The organism is Streptomyces sp. NPDC054834 (assembly GCF_053611185.1).
Window position 1 is genome coordinate 223,334 of the sequence record NZ_JBSGZV010000010.1, and the last position, 18,712, is coordinate 242,045.

General features: G+C 72.1%; 15 protein-coding genes. 9 read left to right on the forward strand and 6 right to left on the reverse strand.

Translation table 11 applies throughout. The features are described 5' to 3' along the window. The first annotated feature begins 4 nt into the window (after positions 1-4). Genes ACWGJM_RS16800 through ACWGJM_RS16820 form a run of 5 tightly spaced genes read left to right on the forward strand, consistent with a single transcriptional unit; the run spans position 5 to position 5,620 of the window. Positions 5-1,342 carry an O-antigen ligase family protein gene (locus ACWGJM_RS16800; RefSeq protein WP_453412424.1) on the forward strand — a complete coding sequence of 446 codons (1,338 nt, stop codon included), beginning with the start codon at positions 5-7 and terminating at the stop codon, positions 1,340-1,342. Beyond that, complete coding sequence (murJ, locus tag ACWGJM_RS16805) at positions 1,339-3,030, forward strand: murein biosynthesis integral membrane protein MurJ (RefSeq protein ID WP_453412425.1); 1,692 nt, start codon at positions 1,339-1,341, stop codon at positions 3,028-3,030. Before ACWGJM_RS16800 ends, murJ begins: the two co-directional genes overlap by 4 nt. Beyond that, entirely contained in the window at positions 3,014-3,778 is a 765-nt protein-coding gene (locus ACWGJM_RS16810) for a polysaccharide deacetylase family protein (protein ID WP_453412426.1), read from the forward strand. Before murJ ends, ACWGJM_RS16810 begins: the two co-directional genes overlap by 17 nt. A gap of 1 nt (position 3,779) precedes the next feature. Next, entirely contained in the window at positions 3,780-4,940 is a 1,161-nt protein-coding gene (locus ACWGJM_RS16815; protein WP_453412427.1) for a glycosyltransferase, read from the forward strand. Continuing rightward, positions 4,937-5,620, forward strand: a complete 684-nt coding sequence (locus ACWGJM_RS16820; RefSeq protein ID WP_453412428.1) for a lipopolysaccharide biosynthesis protein — start codon at positions 4,937-4,939, stop codon at positions 5,618-5,620. The genes ACWGJM_RS16815 and ACWGJM_RS16820 overlap by 4 nt, the downstream gene beginning before the upstream one ends. A gap of 29 nt (positions 5,621-5,649) precedes the next feature. Here ACWGJM_RS16820 and ACWGJM_RS16825 read toward each other — a convergent pair whose 3' ends face one another. After that, on the reverse strand, positions 5,650-6,951 hold the full coding sequence (locus ACWGJM_RS16825; protein WP_453412429.1) for a glycoside hydrolase family 26 protein: 1,302 nt from the start codon (positions 6,949-6,951) through the stop codon (positions 5,650-5,652). 216 nt (positions 6,952-7,167) lie between these two features. On the opposite strand from ACWGJM_RS16825, the gene ACWGJM_RS16830 reads away from it, so the two are divergent. Both ACWGJM_RS16830 and ACWGJM_RS16835 read left to right on the forward strand, forming a co-directional pair. Further along, a complete protein-coding gene (locus tag ACWGJM_RS16830) occupies positions 7,168-8,421 on the forward strand; it encodes a carboxylate--amine ligase (protein ID WP_453412430.1) in 1,254 nt (417 codons plus the stop codon). Further along, positions 8,421-9,689, forward strand: a complete 1,269-nt coding sequence (locus ACWGJM_RS16835; protein WP_453412431.1) for an NAD(P)-binding domain-containing protein — start codon at positions 8,421-8,423, stop codon at positions 9,687-9,689. Before ACWGJM_RS16830 ends, ACWGJM_RS16835 begins: the two co-directional genes overlap by 1 nt. A gap of 68 nt (positions 9,690-9,757) precedes the next feature. Here ACWGJM_RS16835 and ACWGJM_RS16840 read toward each other — a convergent pair whose 3' ends face one another. The 3 genes from ACWGJM_RS16840 to ACWGJM_RS16850 form a co-directional block, all read right to left on the reverse strand. After that, positions 9,758-10,330, reverse strand: a complete 573-nt coding sequence (locus tag ACWGJM_RS16840) for a chaplin (RefSeq protein ID WP_453412432.1) — start codon at positions 10,328-10,330, stop codon at positions 9,758-9,760. A 213-nt stretch (positions 10,331-10,543) separates the two neighbouring features. Then, on the reverse strand, positions 10,544-11,434 hold the full coding sequence (locus ACWGJM_RS16845) for an ABC transporter permease (RefSeq protein ID WP_453412433.1): 891 nt from the start codon (positions 11,432-11,434) through the stop codon (positions 10,544-10,546). Beyond that, positions 11,431-14,082: an alpha/beta fold hydrolase gene (locus ACWGJM_RS16850; RefSeq protein WP_453412434.1), complete on the reverse strand. Its 2,652-nt coding sequence runs from the start codon at positions 14,080-14,082 to the stop codon at positions 11,431-11,433. Before ACWGJM_RS16850 ends, ACWGJM_RS16845 begins: the two co-directional genes overlap by 4 nt. Positions 14,083-14,197: 115 nt before the next feature. Here ACWGJM_RS16850 and ACWGJM_RS16855 point away from each other — a divergent pair, with 115 nt between their 5' ends. After that, on the forward strand, positions 14,198-14,620 hold the full coding sequence (locus ACWGJM_RS16855; protein ID WP_453412435.1) for a GNAT family N-acetyltransferase: 423 nt from the start codon (positions 14,198-14,200) through the stop codon (positions 14,618-14,620). Positions 14,621-14,623: 3 nt separating this feature from the next. Here the strand turns inward: ACWGJM_RS16855 and ACWGJM_RS16860 are convergent, their stop codons facing one another. Next, a complete protein-coding gene (locus ACWGJM_RS16860) occupies positions 14,624-16,021 on the reverse strand; it encodes an APC family permease (protein ID WP_453412436.1) in 1,398 nt (465 codons plus the stop codon). 292 nt (positions 16,022-16,313) lie between these two features. On the opposite strand from ACWGJM_RS16860, the gene ACWGJM_RS16865 reads away from it, so the two are divergent. Next, a complete protein-coding gene (locus tag ACWGJM_RS16865; protein ID WP_453412437.1) occupies positions 16,314-17,150 on the forward strand; it encodes a hypothetical protein in 837 nt (278 codons plus the stop codon). A gap of 49 nt (positions 17,151-17,199) precedes the next feature. Here ACWGJM_RS16865 and mmsA read toward each other — a convergent pair whose 3' ends face one another. Further along, on the reverse strand, positions 17,200-18,711 hold the full coding sequence (gene mmsA, locus ACWGJM_RS16870; protein ID WP_453412438.1) for a CoA-acylating methylmalonate-semialdehyde dehydrogenase: 1,512 nt from the start codon (positions 18,709-18,711) through the stop codon (positions 17,200-17,202). Position 18,712 lies beyond the last annotated feature (1 nt).

Genomic DNA, 18,712 nt, shown 5'->3' on the forward strand with positions numbered 1-18,712 from the left:
ACACGTGAGTCACGCCCTGACACCGCTCCCGCGCCGGGCCGCAGCACTGGCACCGGTCTCGCCGGCGGTGGCTGTGATGGTCCTGCTGGCCGTGCCGGTGACGCCGGGCGGTGCGGAACCCGCCGACATGGTCTCCGGGCTGATGGTGGTGTACTGCGTGATCCGTCTCCTGCGCGAACGGCGGCGCCCGCTGTCCCCCGCGGCGGCCGTGGTGCTGGGCCTGCCGGTGGTGGGGCTCACGCTGGCCGCCATGGGGGCTTCCTCGCCGACTGCCGGGCTCACCGGCCTCGGCCGCTACCTCCAGGTCTTCGTGCTCGTCCCGGCGGCCGTGCTGCTGCTGATCCGCGACCGCGGGGACTTCCAGGTGCTGGCCTGGTCGTTCGTGGGGCTCGCGCTGTGGCAGGGGGCCATCGGCGTGCACCAGTACGTCACCCGGACCGGCGCCTCCTACCAGGGGGCGGACATCCGGGCGGTCGGCACCTTCGGGGCGCAGGACGTGATGGGCATGGCGTCGGCGGTCGCTCTCGGCCTGGTGTGCGCGACCGGGATCGCGCTGAGCCGCACGTCCGTGCGCCGGCGAGCCGTCGCCGCCGGCTGCGCGCTGGCGCTGCTGCCGCCGCTCGCGGTCTCGTTCAGCCGGGGTGCCTGGATCGCGACCGCGGTGACGTGCGCCGTGCAGCTGGTGCTCACCGGGGTGCGGCGCGCGCTGAGGGTGGCCGCGGCCGTGGCCGCCACGGGGGTGATCCTGGTGGGCGGGTTCGGCGTCGGTACGACACTGCTGCAACAGCGGATCGACAGCATCGCGCAGGTCACCGACGCCCCCGACCAGTCCGTCGTCGACCGGTACACGCTGTGGGCGTCCGCCACCGGCATGTGGCGCCAACACCCGCTGACCGGCGTCGGGCTGAAGGGCTTTCCCGAGTACCGGGACGGGCACGCCACCCTGGCGCTGTCGTCGGGCGCCGAGATCGCCGGCGCCGGAGTGACGTACCGCAGGCAGGCACTGCTGTCGCCGCACAACATGTACCTGCTGGTACTCAGCGAGCAGGGCCTGATCGGGCTGCTGACGCTCGCCGGGGTCTGGCTGGCGCTGCTGGTGCGCGGGCTGCGCAGACGCCACCGCGACCGCGGACCGGGAGGCGACTGCGCGCTCGTCGCCTGCGGACTGCTCATCTGGCTGCTGACCGACTTCATGTACGGAGACATCGGCGGCCCCTCGACCGTGCTGACCGGCATGTGCCTGGGGCTCGCCGCGTGGTGGGCGCTGACCGGTGACGAGCAGGCGGACGTCCTGCCCCGGGCCGGGATGCGCGAGCGCGTCGAGGAGGCCCTGGCACGATGACGGTGAGGCCCTCGCACACCCCCGGATCCACAGCCGACGGCGCGACCCTGCCCACGGCGCGTACCCCCACCGTCACCGGGGACGGCACCGACCCGACCTCGGCCCCGGCCTCCCGGAGATTCCTCGCCAGAGCCGCGCTCGTCACGGCGACGCTGTCCATCGCCGGCTCCCTGCTGGGCCTGGTGCGCGACCAGTCACTGGCGCGGCTGTTCGGCGCCGGAAGTGACACGGACGCCTTCCTGGTCGCGTGGACCGTGCCCGAGTTCGCCGCCACGCTGCTCATCGAGGACGGGCTGGCGCTGGTGCTGATCCCGGCGTTCAGCATGGCGCTGTCCCGCCGCGCCCGGGGCGGCCCGGGCGACCCGGTCCGCGCCCTGGTCGTCTCCACCCTGCCCCGTCTGTGCCTCGCCTTCGCCGCGGTGGCCGCGGTGATCGCCGGCGCGGCGCCCTACCTGGTCCAGGCCCTGGCGCCCGGCCTGCCCGACCCCCAGCTCGCCGCCGACTGCACCCGGCTCACGTCGACCTGCGTGCTGACCTTCGGGCTCGCCGGCTACTGCAGCGCCGCTCTGCGGGCACACCGCCGGTTTCTCGCGCCCGCGGCGATCTACATCGTCTACAACGCCGGCATCGTCGCCGCGATGTTCCTGCTCGGCGCGAACTGGGGCGTGCGCTCCGCGGCGGTCGGGGTCGCGGCGGGCGGCTGCCTGATGGTGGTGGTACAACTTCCCTCGCTGTGGCGGCAGCTGACGTCGCGCCGGCGACCGCCTCGCACGTCCGGGACCGGCGCCGAGGAGCGGCCGGTGCAGCTCCCCGTGGTCGCCTCCGTACTCCTCTTCGCCCTGTGCCGCCAGTCGCAGGTCCTCGTCGAACGCTTCCTCGGCTCCACCCTGCCCGCCGGGGCCATCTCGCACCTGAACTACGCGCAGAAGGTCGCCCAGATCCCGATGACGCTGTCGCTGATGGTGTGCACCGTCACCTTCCCGGTGGTGGCGCGGGCGCTCGCGGACGGCGACACCGAACGGGCCCGCAGCCGCGTGGAGCGGGATCTGGCGGTGGCCTCCGGTCTGGTGCTGCTGGGCATGTGCGCGGTGATCGCCTGCGCCCCGCAGATGATCCAACTGCTCTTCCAGCGGGGCGCGTTCACAGCGCAGGACACCGCGGCCACGGCCGACGTGATGCGCGTGTACTCCTTCGGCCTGCTGGGCCAGACCCTGGTGGGCGCGCTGACCCGTTCCTACTTCTCGGCGGGCCGGCCCAGCTGGTACCCCGTCGGCGCGATGGCCGCGGGCATCGCCGTGACCTCCTGGATCGGCGCCGCGACCGTGGACGCCTGGGGGGTGGGCGGGATCGCCGCCGCCAATGCCATCGGCATCACCTTCACTGCCGCCGTGATGCTCGCCGGCCTGCGCACGGGCCGGCAGGAAAACCCCCAAGGCGTCTCGATCCGCATCCGGCAGGTACTGGCCGAGCTGAGCAGGCCGGTGCGCGCGGCGATCGTCGCCACCGTCGCCGGGGCCTTCGTCGCGAGCCGGCCGGAGTCCCCGGTGACGGGCCTCGTGGCCGGCTGCCTGACCGTGACCGTCGTCTTCCTCCCGCTCACCCTGGCCCTGGGCGCCCAGGGCCACGCATCCGCACTGCACTCCGTACGCACCGTCACACGAAGGCTCACACATGGCCGCTTCCGTTGATTCCGTCGAGACCGGCAGACTCCCCGCCCCGCGCCCGGGTCCCGTCCCCTGGGTGGCGATGTACCACTCGGTGGGCGACTGCTCGGACGACCCGTACCGCATCACGGTCACACCCGGGCGGCTCGAGCGGCAGCTGGCGTGGCTGCGCAGGCGCGGGCTGCGGGGCGTGTCCGTGGCCGAGCTGCTCGCCGCCCGCGCCCGCGGGGAGGGGCGGGGGCTGGTCGGGCTCACCTTCGACGACGGGTACGCCGACTTCGTCAGCGACGCCCTGCCGCTGCTGCGCCGCTGGGGCTGCGGCGCCACCCTCTTCGTCCTGCCCGGACGGCTCGGCGGCAACAACGCCTGGGACCCGCTGGGCCCGCGCAAGCCGCTGCTGACCGCGGACGGCATCCGGCGCGCGGCCGCCGAGGGCGTGGAGATCGGCTCGCACGGGCTGACGCACGTCGACCTCACCAAGGCGGACGATCTCACCCTCAAGACCGAGGTCACCGAAAGCCGGGCGCGGATCGCGGAGTTGACCGGCTCCCGCGTCGACGGCTTCTGCTACCCGTACGGCACGGTCGACGCCCGCGCCGTCGAGGCCGTACGGGCGGCAGGATACGCCTACGCCTGCGCCATCGACCCCGGCCCGCTGACCGGTCCGCACGCACTGCCGCGCGTGCACGTCGGCCAGAACGACACGACCTGGCGCCTGCACCTCAAGCACCGGCTGCACCGGCTGCGCCGACGCCCGGTGGAGGGCCTCTGAGATGAGGGCTCTGCACATCATCACCGGCCTCGGCGCCGGCGGGGCCGAGCAGCAGCTGCGCCTGCTGGTGCGCCACCTGCCCGTCGACTGCGACGTCGTGACGCTCACCAACCCCGGCGCGGTCGCCGACGGCCTCACCGCGGACGGCGTCCGTGTCGCGCACCTCGGCATGAGCGGCAACCGCGACCTGGCCGCGCTCCCGCGCCTGGTCAGGCTGATCCGCGCCGGCGGCTACGACCTGGTGCACACGCACCTGTACCGGGCCTGCGTCTACGGCCGGCTCGCCGCGCGCCTCGCCGGGGTCCGCGCGGTCGTCGCCACCGAGCACTCCCTGGGCGACTCGCAGATGGAGGGCCGCAGGCTGACCGCGGGGGTACGCGCGCTGTACCTCGCCAGCGAGCGCCTCGGCTCGGCGACGGTCGCCGTCTCCCCCACGGTGGCCGACCGACTGAAGCGCTGGGGCGTGCCCGCGCCCCGCATCGAGGTCGTCCCGAACGGAATCGACCTGGACCGCTTCCGCTTCGACCAGGAGCGGCGCGAGCTCACCCGCCGGCGCCTCGGTCTGCCCGAGGACGCGTTCGTCGTCGGCGGGATCGGCCGACTCGCCAAGGGAAAGCGGTTCGACGTCCTCGTACGCGCCCTCAGCCGGCTGCCGGACGACCACTGGCTGCTGCTCGTGGGCGGCGGTCCCGAGGAACACCTCCTGCGCCGCACGGCTCACGAGGCCGGCGTGGCCGGGCGCGTCCTGCTCACCGGCGAACGCCCCTACGTTCCGGACGGCTCCCCGGGCCCCGATCTGCCCTCGCTCACCGCCGCGATGGACCTGCTCGCGTCCCCGTCCGCGGACGAGGCCTTCGGCCTGGCAGTCGTGGAGGCGCTGGCCGCCGGCCTGCCCGTGCTCTACGCCTCCTGTCCCGCGATCGAGGACCTGCCGCCCCAGGCGACCGCCGACGCCCGGTGCGTGCGCGGCGGCCCCGGCGCGTACGCCCGCGCGATCGCCGAGGTCCGGGCGGCGGGCCCCCGTCCGCGCGCGGTCCCGGAGGCCGCGCACCGCTACAGCATCACCCGCAGCGCGGACCGCCTCATGGACGTGTACGCGGCAGCGGTCTCCAGTTCGTCCCCGTCGTCGTCCCCCTCACCTCTGGGAGCCAGCCCCTCATGACCGACACTCCCACCCGTCAGCGCCGCCTGTCCCTGGCCATGGCCGGTGTCAGGAAGCTGCCGTCCTGGTCCCTGCTCGCGGCGGGCACCCTCGTCGGCGGCCTGGCCGGCGGCGCGTACGGCATGCTGACACCGCCGACGTACACGGCCACCAGCTACGTCGTCGCCGTACCGACCGGGAAGTCCGACCCGAGCTCCGCCCTGGGCTTCGCGCAGGCGTACGGCCGGGTCGCCACGCAGCTCACGGTGCTGGCGGACGCGCAGGACAAGGCGGGCGTGCCGGTGCGCACGTTGCAGCGGAACGTGCAGGCGGCGACCTCACCGGACGCTCCGATGGTCGCCGTGTCGGCCACCTCCTCACGCCCGGGTCTCGCCTCGGACATGGCCAACGCCGTCTCCCGTGCGCTGACCCGGCAGGCGAACGCCGCCAAGAAGAACACCCATGTCCAGCTCGTGCAGTTCTCGAAGGCGGCCAGGCCGACCGAGCCGACGTCCGCGTCGTCGGCGGTGACCACTCTGGTGGGCGCGAGCTCGGGCGGGCTGCTGTGCGGCCTGGCCCTGCTGGCGCGGCCGAGGCGGCCCCGCCAGGACGAGGACCCCGTCCCCGCCTCCGCCTCGGTGCCCGCCCCGGCCACCGCCCCCACTGTTCCGGGCAAGCAGGGCAAGCGGGGCAAGCGGTGACCAAGGCGTACCCGGGCGAACGCGGCGCGCTAGTGGCTGCGCGGCCACCAGCGGACGCAGAGCTTGCCGCCGAGCCACTCCTCCATCCAGCTGCCCAGGTTCAGCTTCGAGCAGTCCTGGGGGGTCGTCGGCGCGGTGGGCGTCGGCTTCGGGACCGGTGCGGGAGTCGGGGTGGGGGCCGGGGTCGGCTCGTCGGTGCGGCCGAAGAGGTAGGACCGGTAGACGTCGGCCGACTTCGGGTTGGCCCGGCACAGGAACACACCATGCGGGCAGTAGTCGGTCAGCGTGTTGTAGAGCGGTCTGTGCTCGTCCATCCACGCGAGCATGCGCCGCATGTACTCGGCGTTGTCGCCGTTGCGGAAAAGCCCCCATTCGGGGTAGGAGATGGGTTTTCCGTGGGCCTTGGCGAAATCCACCTGCGCCTGGAGCCCGTACGGCTCTTTCACCTGCTCGTCGAACGACTCTCCGGTCGGCTGGTCGTAGGAGTCCATTCCGATGATGTCGACCATGTCGTCCCCCGGATAACACCGCGTCCAGGGAACGGAGTCCTGGCCGCGGCTCGGTGCGTAATCGAACCGGAACTTCTGGCCCGGCACCGACCGCATGGTGGTGACGATCCTTCTCCAGTACGTCTTCCAGGCCTCCGGGTCGGGCCCGCACCGATGGGTGTACGTGACGCCGTTCATCTCCCAGCCCAGCACGAGAACCGTGTCCGGCGCCTTCAGCCGGACCAGCCGCTCGGCGAGGGCGCGGAAGTGGCGGTCGAACTCCCCTGCCGCGCCTCGCCGCAGCAGCCGCCGTACATCGGAGTCGGAGACACCCGCCTCGTCGCGCTCCTGGAGGGGGACGTTGAGGATGAGCATCCGGTCGGCCTTCTCGTTGCGCCAGCGCGCCCACGTGTCGAGAAAGTCGAGGTCGCCCTCGATCTCGCTCCAGTTGTTGCCCGGCAGATAGGTGTGTCCGACGCGGAGTTCGGCACCGCCCAGCCAGTGGCTGAGCTGCGGAATGCGGGCCACGCCGTCGGCTTCGGAGCTGAGGAAGGCCCCGAACGCCGGCCCGAGCCCCTCGAACGACGGTGGCGTCACGGCGGGCGGCTTCGGCACCGCCGGGATGGCCGGAGGGGGCACGGCCGGTGGTCTGACCGTGGGTACGGGAACGGCCGGAACGGTCACCGCGGGCCTGGGCGGGGGCGGCAGCGGACCGGGAGCACGGGCGGCTGTCAGCACCTCCACCCCGGCCGCGTGACCGCAGGCCAGCGCAGCGGTCGCGACGACCGCCGCCGCGCCCACGGCCAGTCGGCTGATCCGGGCCCGCTCGTGCTGTGGGGCCATGCCTGCACCTTCTTCACTCTCGTCCGACTTTCTGTCTTGGTCCGCATTATTGACGCACTGTCATATGAAGTCAGGCACAGGAAAGCCGATGGCGCCACCGCCATTGCGACTTTCGAGTACCGCGCTCGCCCGTACGGGTGAGCCGATCCGAGAGACCGATCCGAGAAACAGATCCGGAAGCCGATCCGGAAGAAATTCCGAAAGAAAAGAGAATTCGTGTCGCTGCTCGACACCCGAGTCCCCGCCGTACTGCTGCGGACCGACCGGAATCCCTTTCACCACGGAACGCTGGGGGCCGTGCGTTCGCTCGGCCGGGCGGGAGTGGAGGTGCATGTCGTCGCCGATTCAACGGGAAGTCCGGTGAACCGGTCGCGTTTTGTACGCCGGATGCACCCCCCGCCGCCCCCCGGCGCGTCCCCGGACGAGATCAGCGCCGTGCTGCGGTGTGTCGCCGACCGGATCGGCCGTCCCGCCGTCCTGATCCCGATGGACGACGCGACCGCGATTGCCGCGGCACGGATGCGGGAGAAACTCGCACCCTCCTACCTCCTGCCACCGCTGCCGGGCGAACTGGCCGAACGCGTCGCCGACAAGGCGGAACTGGCCGCCGTCTGCGCCTCCGCGGACATCCCGCATCCGGTGACGCTGACCCCGGACAGCCCGGCGGAGGCCGCCGACGCCGTACGCCGGCTCGGGCTGCCGATGGTGGCCAAGTGGAGCCGGCCATGGCTGCTGCCCACCGGCAGCGACCTGCGCAGCACCGTGCTGGTGCACTCCACGCAGCAGGCCCTGGAACTGCACTCGCGCACCGACGAGGCGGGCAGCAGGCTGCTGCTCCAGGCCTACCTGGCGCCGGGAGAGGACCGGGACTGGTTCTTCCACGGCTACGCCGACCGCTCGGGCACCTTGCGCGCGGGCGGGCCGGGCCGCAAACAGCTGTCCTGGCCGCGCGGCGCGGGCCTGACCGCGGTGGGCTGCTGGACCCCCAACCCGCAGGTGCAGGCGCTGGCCGAGCGCCTCATCGACGAGCTGGGCTACCGCGGCGTCCTCGACCTCGACTTCCGCCGCTGCGGCACGACGGGCCGCTACCACCTCCTCGACTTCAACCCGCGCCCCGGCGCCCAGTTCCGGCTCTTCGCCGACAGCGCGGGCCTGGACGTCGTACGCGCCCTGCACCTGGACCTGACGGGCCGCCCCCTGCCGGACGGCACCCCGCTGGCCGGACGGGCGTTCGTGGTGGAGAACTACGCACCGTTCGCCGCGCTCCGTCCGGCGCCCGGCGGGCGCGAACTCGCCTGGTACGCCCGGGACGACCGCGTCCCCGGATGGGCGATGTGGGCCCTGTGGTGCCGTCATGTCTCCCGTCGGCTGCGGGAGCGGGTCGGCGCGAAGAAGGCGGCACCCGCACCACTCCTGATCCCCAGGGCGGCCTCGCCCGCCCTGACCGACAACGAGAAAGCGAGCAATTGATGCAGTACGACCTATTGGTTGTGGGTGCAGGCCCGTACGGCCTGTCGATCGCCTCCCATGCCGCGGCCGCCGGGCTGAACCTGCGCGTCTTCGGCCGACCCATGGCGTCCTGGCGGGACAACATGCCCCGAGGCATGTTCCTGAAGTCGGAGCCGTGGGCATCCAACCTCTCCGATCCGGGCGGGCGCTGGCGCCTGGACGTGTACTGCGCGGAGCACGGCCTGTCGGCACGTCACGCGGAGCCGATCCCGGTCGAGGCGTTCGCGTCGTACGGCATGTGGTTCGCGCGGCACGCGGTACCCGAGGTCGACGAGCGCATGGTGACCCGGGTGGCGTCCGGCCCCGGCGGCTTCACGGCGGTCACCGAGGACGGGGAGATGCTGTACGCGCGGGCGGTGGCGCTGGCGGTCGGCGTGATGCCGTTCGTCGAGGTACCGCAGGCGCTGCGCGGACTGCACCCCGCGCTGGTGACGCACAGCAGCCACCACAGCGACCTCGACCGCTTCCGCGGCGGCGACGTCACGGTGATCGGCGGCGGCCAGGCGGCCCTGGAGACCGCGGCCCTGCTCGCCGAGCAGGGCACCCGCGCACGGGTGCTGGCACGGGCGGACAGGCTACGGTGGAACGATGTGCCGCCGCCCCTGGAGCGCCCCCTGTGGCAGAACATCCGCTCCCCGCACAGCGGCCTCGGCCCCGGCTGGCGGAACTGGTTCTACAGCGAGCGCCCCGGCCTCTACCGGCACCTGCCGGAGGCGACCCGGCAGCGCATCGCGGCCACCGCACTGGGGCCGGCGGGCGCGTGGTGGGTCCGGGACCGGGTGGAAGGCCCGGTGGAGCTGCTGCCGGGCCACGAGGTCACCTCGGCGAGCGCGGTGCCGGGCGGTCTGCGGCTGAACCTGATGAACCTCAAGGGCACACTGCGGACCCTGGAGACGGAACACGTCATCGCCGCCACGGGATTCAAGGCGCGCTGCGACCGGCTCGGACTGCTCTCCGAGGAACTCCGCGGGACCCTGGCGACCCTGCCCGACGGCTCCCCCTCGGTCGGACGTGACTTCGAGTCCTCCCAGCCCGGCCTGTTCATGGCGGGCCTGGTGACCGCCTCCGGGTTCGGTCCGGCCATGCGCTTCGTCCAGGGGGCGACCTTCACGGCGGAGGCCCTCGTCCGAGGGGTGCGCCGCCGGCTCAGGAAGACCCCGGTGGGCGGGGCGATCCCCGTACCGGGAGGCAGCAGCCGGGACTGGTCGCCGACGCCGGTGCGCCGCTGACGGCAGCCGTGCACGGCCGCCTCCGGGCCGCTGACGCAGAGCGAGTCGTCAGCGGCCCGTCCGGGGGGCTACCGCTGGGCGGCGGCCCGGCCGCGGCGGTACATCATGACCCCGCCCGCGATCAGCGCGGCACTGGCGGCCGAGGTCGCCAGCATCGTCTTGCTGCCGGTCTCGGCCAGCTGGGGCGGATCGGCGACGGTCTGCTCGGACGGAGGCGTGTAACTGCTCCGTGTGGGCGGAGGCGTGTAGCTGCTCCGTGTGGGCGGAGGCGTCGGACGTGGCTTGTGCACGACGCGGGTGGGCGGGGTGGGGCTGCTCGAGGGCGTGGGGGTGTCGCAGTCGTCGCTGGGCGAAGGCGTCGCACTCGCGGTCTGCGTGGCGTGCACGCCGTCCGCGGAGTACTTCGACGCCGGGCTGTTGTCGCAGTCGCCGCCGAACAGGGGGTTGAGTGCCGCGATCCCGTGGACGGTGTTGCCGCACACGTTCACCGGCATATCGACCGGCACCTGAAGGCTGTTCCCTGCCAGGACACCGAAGGAGTCCTTGGCGGTTCCCGCCGCGTTCGTGTCAGCGAGGGCGGAGCTGTAGGACAGGGAGAGAATGCCCGTGGCGGCGGCCGTCGCGAGCACCCCCCTGCGCATGGTCTGTCGCAATGTGGTTATCTTCCTGCTTGAAGAATCGGGAAAGCCGGCCTCGGCCGCGGGGATCGACGTCCGAGGCCGGCCATGACACAGCCGGGAAGTGTGACCGATCTGCCGTACAGGTCGATCGGAATGGGCGGGTCACATGCCCCACTGCCTCATCAACCCGATGGCGGGGAATTGGTTTCGGGGATTCACCCGGTTGGACGGCCCCTACGACACCACGTCTTTCCGGGCGAAACCCCGGAAGGCAAGAGCGAACAGCACCACGGCGTACGTCACGGAAATCGCCGTGCCCTGGACCATGCCGGACCACTCGGGACGCGGCTGTACGGCGTCGGCCCAGGCGAACTGCCAGTGCGCGGGCAGGAAGTCGCGCCAGTGCCCGAGGGCGGTGACGGCGTCGAGGACGTTGCCGACGATGGTGAGGCCCACCGCGCCGCCGACCGCGCCCAGCGGGGCGTCCGTCTTCGTCGACAGCCAGAACGCGAGCCCGGCGGTGACCAGTTGGGACACGAAGATGTACGCGACGACCACCAGCAGCCGCTGGGTCGCCGTGCCCGAGTCGAGCGCGCCGCCGGTGGGGATCTGAAGCGGGCCCCAGCCGTAGGCGGCCGTGCCGACGGCCAGCGCCACGACCGGCAGCAGCACCATCGCGGCCAGGCTGAGCCCGAGCCCCACGACGAGCTTGGACCACAGCAGCCGGGCCCGGGGCACGGGCGCGGCCAGCAGATAGCGCAGCGAGGACCAGCTCGCCTCCGAGGCCACGGTGTCCCCGCAGAACAGGGCGACCGGGATCACCAGCAGGAAACCCGCCGACACGAACAGGTTCACCGCGGCGAAGTTGGCCCCGGACGCGGTGGCCGTGTCCATCAGCGTGACCTGGTTGTTGCGGCCCCCCGGGTCGCCGCCGATGGCGAAGGCGATGACCAGGACGAACGGCAGGACGGCGAGGATCCCGCCCATGATCAGTGTGCGGCGCCGCTTGAGCTGGCGGACCAGCTCCACCCTCAGGGGCAGGGTACGGCCGGCCCGGTAGCCGGAGGCGGTCTCGACGGGCTCCGTGTGCGCGACGGGCTCCGGTTGCTCGGCGAGCGTGCTCATGCCGTGCCTCCGATCAGGGTGAGGAAGGCGTCTTCCAGGCGGCGGTGCGGGCCGACGGACTCGACGGGGATGTCGAGCCGGACCAGTTCGGCGACCAGGCGCGGTGCGCTTCCGCCGGTGTCGAGGCGGATGAGGATCCCGCCCTCGGCGCGGACGGCCGAGGCGACCCCGGGCAGCGCGGCCACCTTCTCCACGACCGGCTCCTCCACGGGCGTGGCGGTGCCGACCAGCAGGGTGTCGCCGGAACCGACGATCTCGGCCACCGGTCCCGCCTGGACGAGCCGGCCCCGGTCCATCACCACCAGGTGCGTGCAGGACTGCTCGACCTCCGCCAGCAGATGGCTGGAGACGATCACCGTGCGCCCGGCCGCCGCGTACCGGATCATCACCTCGCGCATCTCGCGGATCTGGGGCGGGTCGAGGCCGTTGGTGGGTTCGTCGAGGATCAGCAGGTCCGGCAGGCCGAGCATGGCCTGGGCGATGGCCAGACGCTGGCGCATGCCCTGGGAGTAGGTGCGCACCGCGCGGGCGAGCGCGTCGCCCAGGCCCGCGATCTCCAGGGCCTCCTCCAGGTGCGCGTCCTCGGCGGGGCGGCCGGTGGCCCGCCAGTACAGCTCGAGGTTCTCCCGCCCGGACAGGTGCGGCAGGAACCCCGCGCCCTCCACGAACGCGCCGACCCGGGACAGCACCGGCGCGCCGGGCCGGATCGCGTGCCCGAAGACGCGGATCTCGCCACCGTCCGGCCGGATCAGGCCCATCAGCATGCGCAGGGTCGTCGTCTTGCCCGCGCCGTTCGGCCCGAGCAGGCCGAGGACCTGACCCTTCTCCACACGGAAGGACAGCTCCCGCACGGCGTACCGGTCCGCGGACCTCGCGTACCGCTTGCTCAGGTCGGTTATCACCAACGGCACTTCGGCCAGCTCGGGGTCGGGGCCGGGCCCCGCCGTGCGGCGGCGGCCGGTGACCAGCAGCACCAGCGCGACCGCCGCGCCCGCCAGGGGCAGCCACCACACCCAGGCGGGCAGTGGCGCCGACGCCGTGGTCACGCCGGGGGCCGTCGGCACGCTCAGGTCGCCCTTCAGGGAGACGGTGTACGTGGCCGGGGCCGCCGGGGAGGCGTAGCCGAGGTCGGTGGAGGCGAGGACCAGCCGCAGCCGGTGGCCCTTGAGCACGTCGTGGTCGACCGCCGGGAGCGTGAGGGTGACGTCCTTGCCGGACTTGGCGCCCTCGACCCGGACCGGTGCGACCAGCTGGGAGGGCAGCACCTTCTGGGTGCCGTCGGGCGAGACGTCGTACACCTTCCCGAAGAGCACGGCGTCGTCGCTCGTCGAGGTGACGTGGACGGTCACGGTGGGCGAGCCGGTGATCTGGAGGTCGCCGCCCACCGGCCGGGAGTCGAAGGCGGCGAACTGGCCGGGGAAGTCCAGGGACACCCCGACGCCGAGGGAGGACAGCTGGGCGAGGCCGCCGGAGCCGCCGAGGCCGGGCAGGGCGGAGACACCGGGCGGGCTGGCACCCGCCGGGTTCGCGATGCGCTGCTCGCCGCCGCTGAGCGCGACCTTCCGCCGGCCGCTCGCCAGCCCGGGATAGGTGTCGGCGGTGGCGCCCCGCAGCTGGGCGGCGCCGTCGGTGGAGTCGACGCCTCCGGTGCGGGTGATCCGGAAGGCCGGGCCGGTGTCGGCGCCCTTGTCGCCCTTGAGGTAGCGGTCGAACCAGGCCGTCACGCGGGCCTGGACGCGGCTCGTCTCCAGGTCGCCGCCGTCGTGCCCGCCGGCGATCCAGTCGACGTCGACCGGGGCGCCGTTCGCGTGGATCGCCTTCTCGGCCGCGTCGGACTGGGCGAGCGTGAACAGGGAGTCGGTCTGGCCCTGGGTCAGCAGCGTCGGCACCTTGATGCGGTCGGCCACGGCGGACGGCGAGCGCTCCTCGAGCAGTTCGCGCGCCGCCGCGTCCGGCTTGCCCGACTCGGCGACCCGGTCGTACATCCGGCACAGCGCGGGCTCGAACCTGGCGCAGCCGCCGCCTTCGTTGAAGAAGATCCCGGCCCACAGCTTCTTGTACACGCCGTCGGGGAACAGAGCGTCCGCGAGGTTCCAGTACGTGATCGACGGGGCGATGGCGTCCACCCGGTGGTCGTATCCGGCGGTGAGCAGGGAGATCGCCCCGCCGTACGAGCCGCCGGCCATGCCCACACGCGGGTCGCCCGCCTTGTCGAGCCGGACCTGCGGCTGCTTCGCCAGCCAGTCGATGAGCCGGGAGACGTCGGCGACCTCGCCCTTGGGGTCGTTGATGCCGATCTTCCCCGTCGAGTGCCCGAAGCCGCGTGCCGACCAGGTCAGCACCGCGTACCCGTCTCTCGCGAGGTCCTGGGCTTGCTGCCGTACGTCGTCCTTGCTGCCGCCGAAGCCGTGCGCCAGCAGGACGGCCGGGCGGCGGCCGGAGCCGCCGGTGATGAAGTACGAGGTGTCGACGCGCACCCCGTCGCCCATGTTCATCACCCGGTCGGTCTGGCGGACCGGGGGCGTGTCGTCGGAGGCGACGGCCGTCCACGTACCGGCACCGGCGAGCACGACGACGGCGGCCGCGGCGGCCACCATCCGCCGCGGCCCCCGAAGCAACCCGCGCACGCCGGGCAATCGAAGATCCATGCGTCCACGGTACGGGCCACCCTCGGCAACCGATGCAACCACCGGGTTGAACCCCCGCCCCTCCCCTGGGAGTACGAGCCGGCCGCCGCCTACACCAGCCGTGGTACGAAGGCCCATGGAGATTCGCCGCGCAAACTCCGTCGCCGAGGTCACCGCCGCCGAACACCTCTTCGACCACGCCGTCCGCCCCGAGTGGGCCGAGCGCTTCCTGACGTCCGCCGGACACCATCTGCTCCTGGCCTACGAGGTACGGAACGGCGAGGACTCCCCCGTCGGCTTCGTCAGCGGCGTCGAGACGGTCCATCCCGACAAGGGCACCGAGATGTTCCTGTACGAGCTCGCGGTCGCGGAGCGGTTCCGGCGGCGGGGCATCGGGCGGGCGCTGGTCGGCCGGCTCGCGGCGCTGGGCCGGGAGCTGGGCTGCTACGGGATGTGGGTCCTGGTCGACACCGGGAACGACGTCGCCCTTGCCGCGTATCGCAGTGCGGGCGGCAAGGGCGACGGTACGTGCTCGGTGGTGACGTGGGACTTCGCGTGAGTGTCAGACCTGGGCGTCCTCCGGGAGGGACACCAGCCAGCGGGTGTCGCGGCGCGGGCGGAGGTAGAAGGCCCAGTAGAGGGTGGCGACGGCGGTGATGCCGCCGGTCCACAGCAGATAGCTCATCTCCTGCTGGCTGAGGATGTACGCCAGGACCGCGATCAGCAGCACCGGCATCGCGGGCCACAGCGGCATGCGCCAGGCGGGCGTGTGCCGGTGGTGGCCGCGGCGGGCGAACAGGGCGGCGATGGCGACGAGCAGGTACATGCCGGTCACGGAGACGCCCGTGACGCCGTACAGGGTGTCCAGGTTGACGAAGCAGAGCAGCGCGCCGGGGACGCCGACCGCGAGCGTGGCGACCCAGGGGGAGCCGAAGCGGCCGAGCTTGGAGAAGACGTTGTTGACCGGCTCGGGCCAGGCCTTGTCGCGGGCGGAGGCGAAGAGGACGCGGGAGTTCTGGATGACCATGACGATGCCCGCGTTGATGATCGCGAGGGCCACGCAGAGGCTGACGAAGGTGCCGACGGCGGAGTCGGACCAGGCGGTGACCATGGAGCTGATGTCACCGCCGGTCAGCTCCTTGAGGTCGGAGGCGCCCAGGGTGATGGCGGCGACCGGGACGAGGATGACCACGGTGGAGATGGCGAGGGTGGCCAGCACCGTGCGGGCGACGTTGCGGCGCGGGTGCTCCAGTTCCTCGGAGAGGTAGACGGCGGTCGAGAAGCCCTGGGTGACGAAGAGGGCGATCGCCAGGCCGGAGACGACCAGCATGGCCGTCACGGTGTCGGTGTGCCCGTCGGTGGCGGCGACCCGCATCGAGGTGAGGCTGCCGAGGCCGCGGTGGGCGTGCGTGAAACCCAGTTCGGCGACGACCCCTGCGGCGACGACCTCCAGGACCAGGAAGACGCCGGTGATCCAGGCGTTGGCGCGCAGGTCGAGCAGGCCCGCGAGGGTGGCCAGCAGCATCACGCCGGCGCCGGTCATGGCCGGGTCGAGGTGGACGATCGGGGCGAGGTAGTCGGCGGTGCCCATGGCGATCACCGGCGGCACGATCACGACGACCAGCAGGGACAGCACGAAGACCAGCCAGCCCGCCAGCCGCCCGGCCAGCGTCGACACCATGGCGTACTCGCCGCCCGCGCTGGGGATGAGGGTGCCCAGCTCCGAGTAGCAGAACGCCACGGCGATACAGAGGAGGGAGCCGATGGCGATCGTCAGGGCGGTGGCGGTGCCGAGCGAGCCGAACAGGTCAGGGACGACCACGAAGAGCGTGGAAGCGGGGGTCACGCAGGACAGCGTGAGGAGGGTGCCGCCGACCACCCCGATGGAACGCTTGAGTTTCTGGGGGCTGTCGGCCGCCTCTGGGGCGGCGTTCTCGACAGGGCGGAGCGTGTCGGTCATGCGGCGGTTCCGATCGACTCGTGCGGATGCCTCCGGCGGCTGGGATCGAGGTGCATCGAACCCCGACGAAAACCAACGCGTCAATGGGTGTTTACCTACGGAATTCGTAGATCGAGAGCACCGTTCATCTCGTTTACAGCAATTCGGCTCAGTCCGTTCCGCCCCCTTGGGCCGTGCGGTAACCGCAGGACGGACGTCAAAAAAATGTCAGGACGTCCGGGATCCGGACCTGTCAGTGTGTCCCGTTAGAGTTCACCGGTCACAGCCGGAACACAGCAAGGGGTGGGGATACATGAAGCTGGGCAGGAGTGCCGCCTGGGTGGTGTGCACGGCGGCGGCGCTGCTGGCGACCTCCGCGTGCGGCACCGAGGGGGCGAAGACCGCCGCCAAGACGGTCGACAGCGCCGGCAAGGCGATGGCGGCGCTGGCCAGGGCGACGGACCGGACCGAGACCCTGGGATCCGCCGAGGTACGGACGACGACGGACCTCGGCACCGGCACCCCGATCGCCATGGACGGCACGTACTCGTGGGGCGACGGATACGCCATCGACGTCGAGATGGACACCAAGACCGCGAACATGCAGGCCCTACAGCACTCCCCCAAGATCCGCTGCCTGTTCGTCGACGGTGCCTACTACTACAACGTCGACACGCCGGCCTCCGGCCCGTACAAGGGCAAGACGTGGATCAAGGTCGACGGCTCGGCCGTTTTCGGGGAGAAGGGCGCGCAAGCCCTCACGGGGAGCAACGGCAGCCCTTCGGCCTCCATGAAGGGGCTGAAGTACGCCAACGATGTCGAGAACCTCGGCACGCAGACCGTGGACGGGCGGCGTTCGACCCACTACCGGGCCGTCATCGACCAGGCGCACATGGGCAAGTTCAAGGAGGCCTACGGCAAGGACTCCCCGATGGGCACGGCGCTCGGCGTCAACTCGATCACCATGGACGTCTGGGTCGGCTCCGGTGACCTTCCGGTGCGGATGAGGCAGAAGATGGGCACCATGACGGTGACCATGGACTTCGACAAGTTCGGCAAGACGGCCACCGTGAAGGCCCCGCCCGCCTCGCAGACCGCCGACCTCACCGACGTGGTGAAGCGGCAGCAGCAGCAGCGCAAGCAGGGCTGAACACACCGGTGCCCTGCCTCCCCTCAGAGAGGCAGGGCACCGTACGGCGTCAGTGGTTGCGCGGGAAGCCCAGGTCCACGCCCGCCGGGGCGTCGGCCGGGTCGGGCCAGCGGGTGGTGACGACCTTGCCGCGGGTGTAGAAATGCGTGCCGTCGTTGCCGTAGACGTGGTGGTCGCCGAAGAGCGAGTCCTTCCAGCCGCCGAAGCTGTGGTAGCCGACGGGGACCGGGATCGGCACGTTCACGCCGACCATGCCCGCCTCGATCTCCAGCTGGAAGCGGCGGGCCGCGCCGCCGTCCCGGGTGAAGATCGCGGTGCCGTTGCCGAACGGCGAGCCGTTGATGAGGGCGACACCCTCCTCGTACGTCTCCACGCGCAGCACGCACAGCACCGGGCCGAAGATCTCGTCCTGGTACGCCTTCGCGGACGTGGGCACCTTGTCGAGCAGCGAGATGCCGATCCAGTGGCCGTCCTCGAAGCCCTCCACGGTGTAGCCGGTGCCGTCGAGCACCACCTGGGAGCCCTCGGCGGCCGCACCCTCCACGTACGACGCCACCTTGTCGCGGTGGGCCTTGGTGATCAGCGGGCCCATCTCGGAGGCCGGGTCGTTGCCCGGGCCGATCTTGATCTTCTCGGCGCGCTCGCGGATCTTCTCCACCAGCGTGTCACCGATCGCGCCGACCGCGACGACCGCCGAGATCGCCATGCAGCGCTCCCCCGCGGAGCCGTAGGCCGCGCTCACCGCCGCGTCGGCAGCCGCGTCCAGGTCGGCGTCCGGCAGGACCAGCATGTGGTTCTTCGCACCGCCGAGCGCCTGTACGCGCTTGCCGTTGGCGGAGGCCGTGGTGTGGATGTAGCGGGCGATCGGGGTGGAGCCGACGAAGGAGACGGCCTTGACGTCCGGGTGCTCAAGGAGGCGGTCCACGGCCACCTTGTCACCGTGCACGACGTTGAACACACCGTCCGGCAGGCCCGCCTCGGCCAGCAGCTCGGCGATCTTGATCGACGCCGACGGGTCCTTCTCCGACGGCTTCAGCACGAAGGTGTTGCCGCACGCGATGGCGATCGGGAACATCCACATCGGGACCATCGCCGGGAAGTTGAACGGCGTGATACCCGCGACGACACCCAGCGGCTGCCGGATCGAGGACACGTCCACACGGCTGGCGACCTGCGTCGACAGCTCGCCCTTCAGCTGCACGTTGATACCGCAGGCCAGGTCCACGATCTCCAGGCCGCGGGCCACCTCGCCGAGCGCGTCGGAGTGCACCTTGCCGTGCTCGGCGGTGATCAGCTCGGCGATCGCGTCGCGGTTGGCGTCCAGCAGCGCCCGGAACTTGAACAGGATCGAGGTCCGCTGGGCCAACGAGGACTGGCCCCACGTCAGATACGCGTCCTTCGCGGCGGCGACCGCGGCGTCCACCTCGTCCACCGACGCGAACGCCACCTTCGTGGTGACCGCGCCGGTCGCCGGGTCCGTGACCGGCCCGTACGTACCCGAGGCGCCTGCGGCGGATTCAACGGGCTTGCCGCCGATCCAGTGGTTGACGATCTTCGTCATG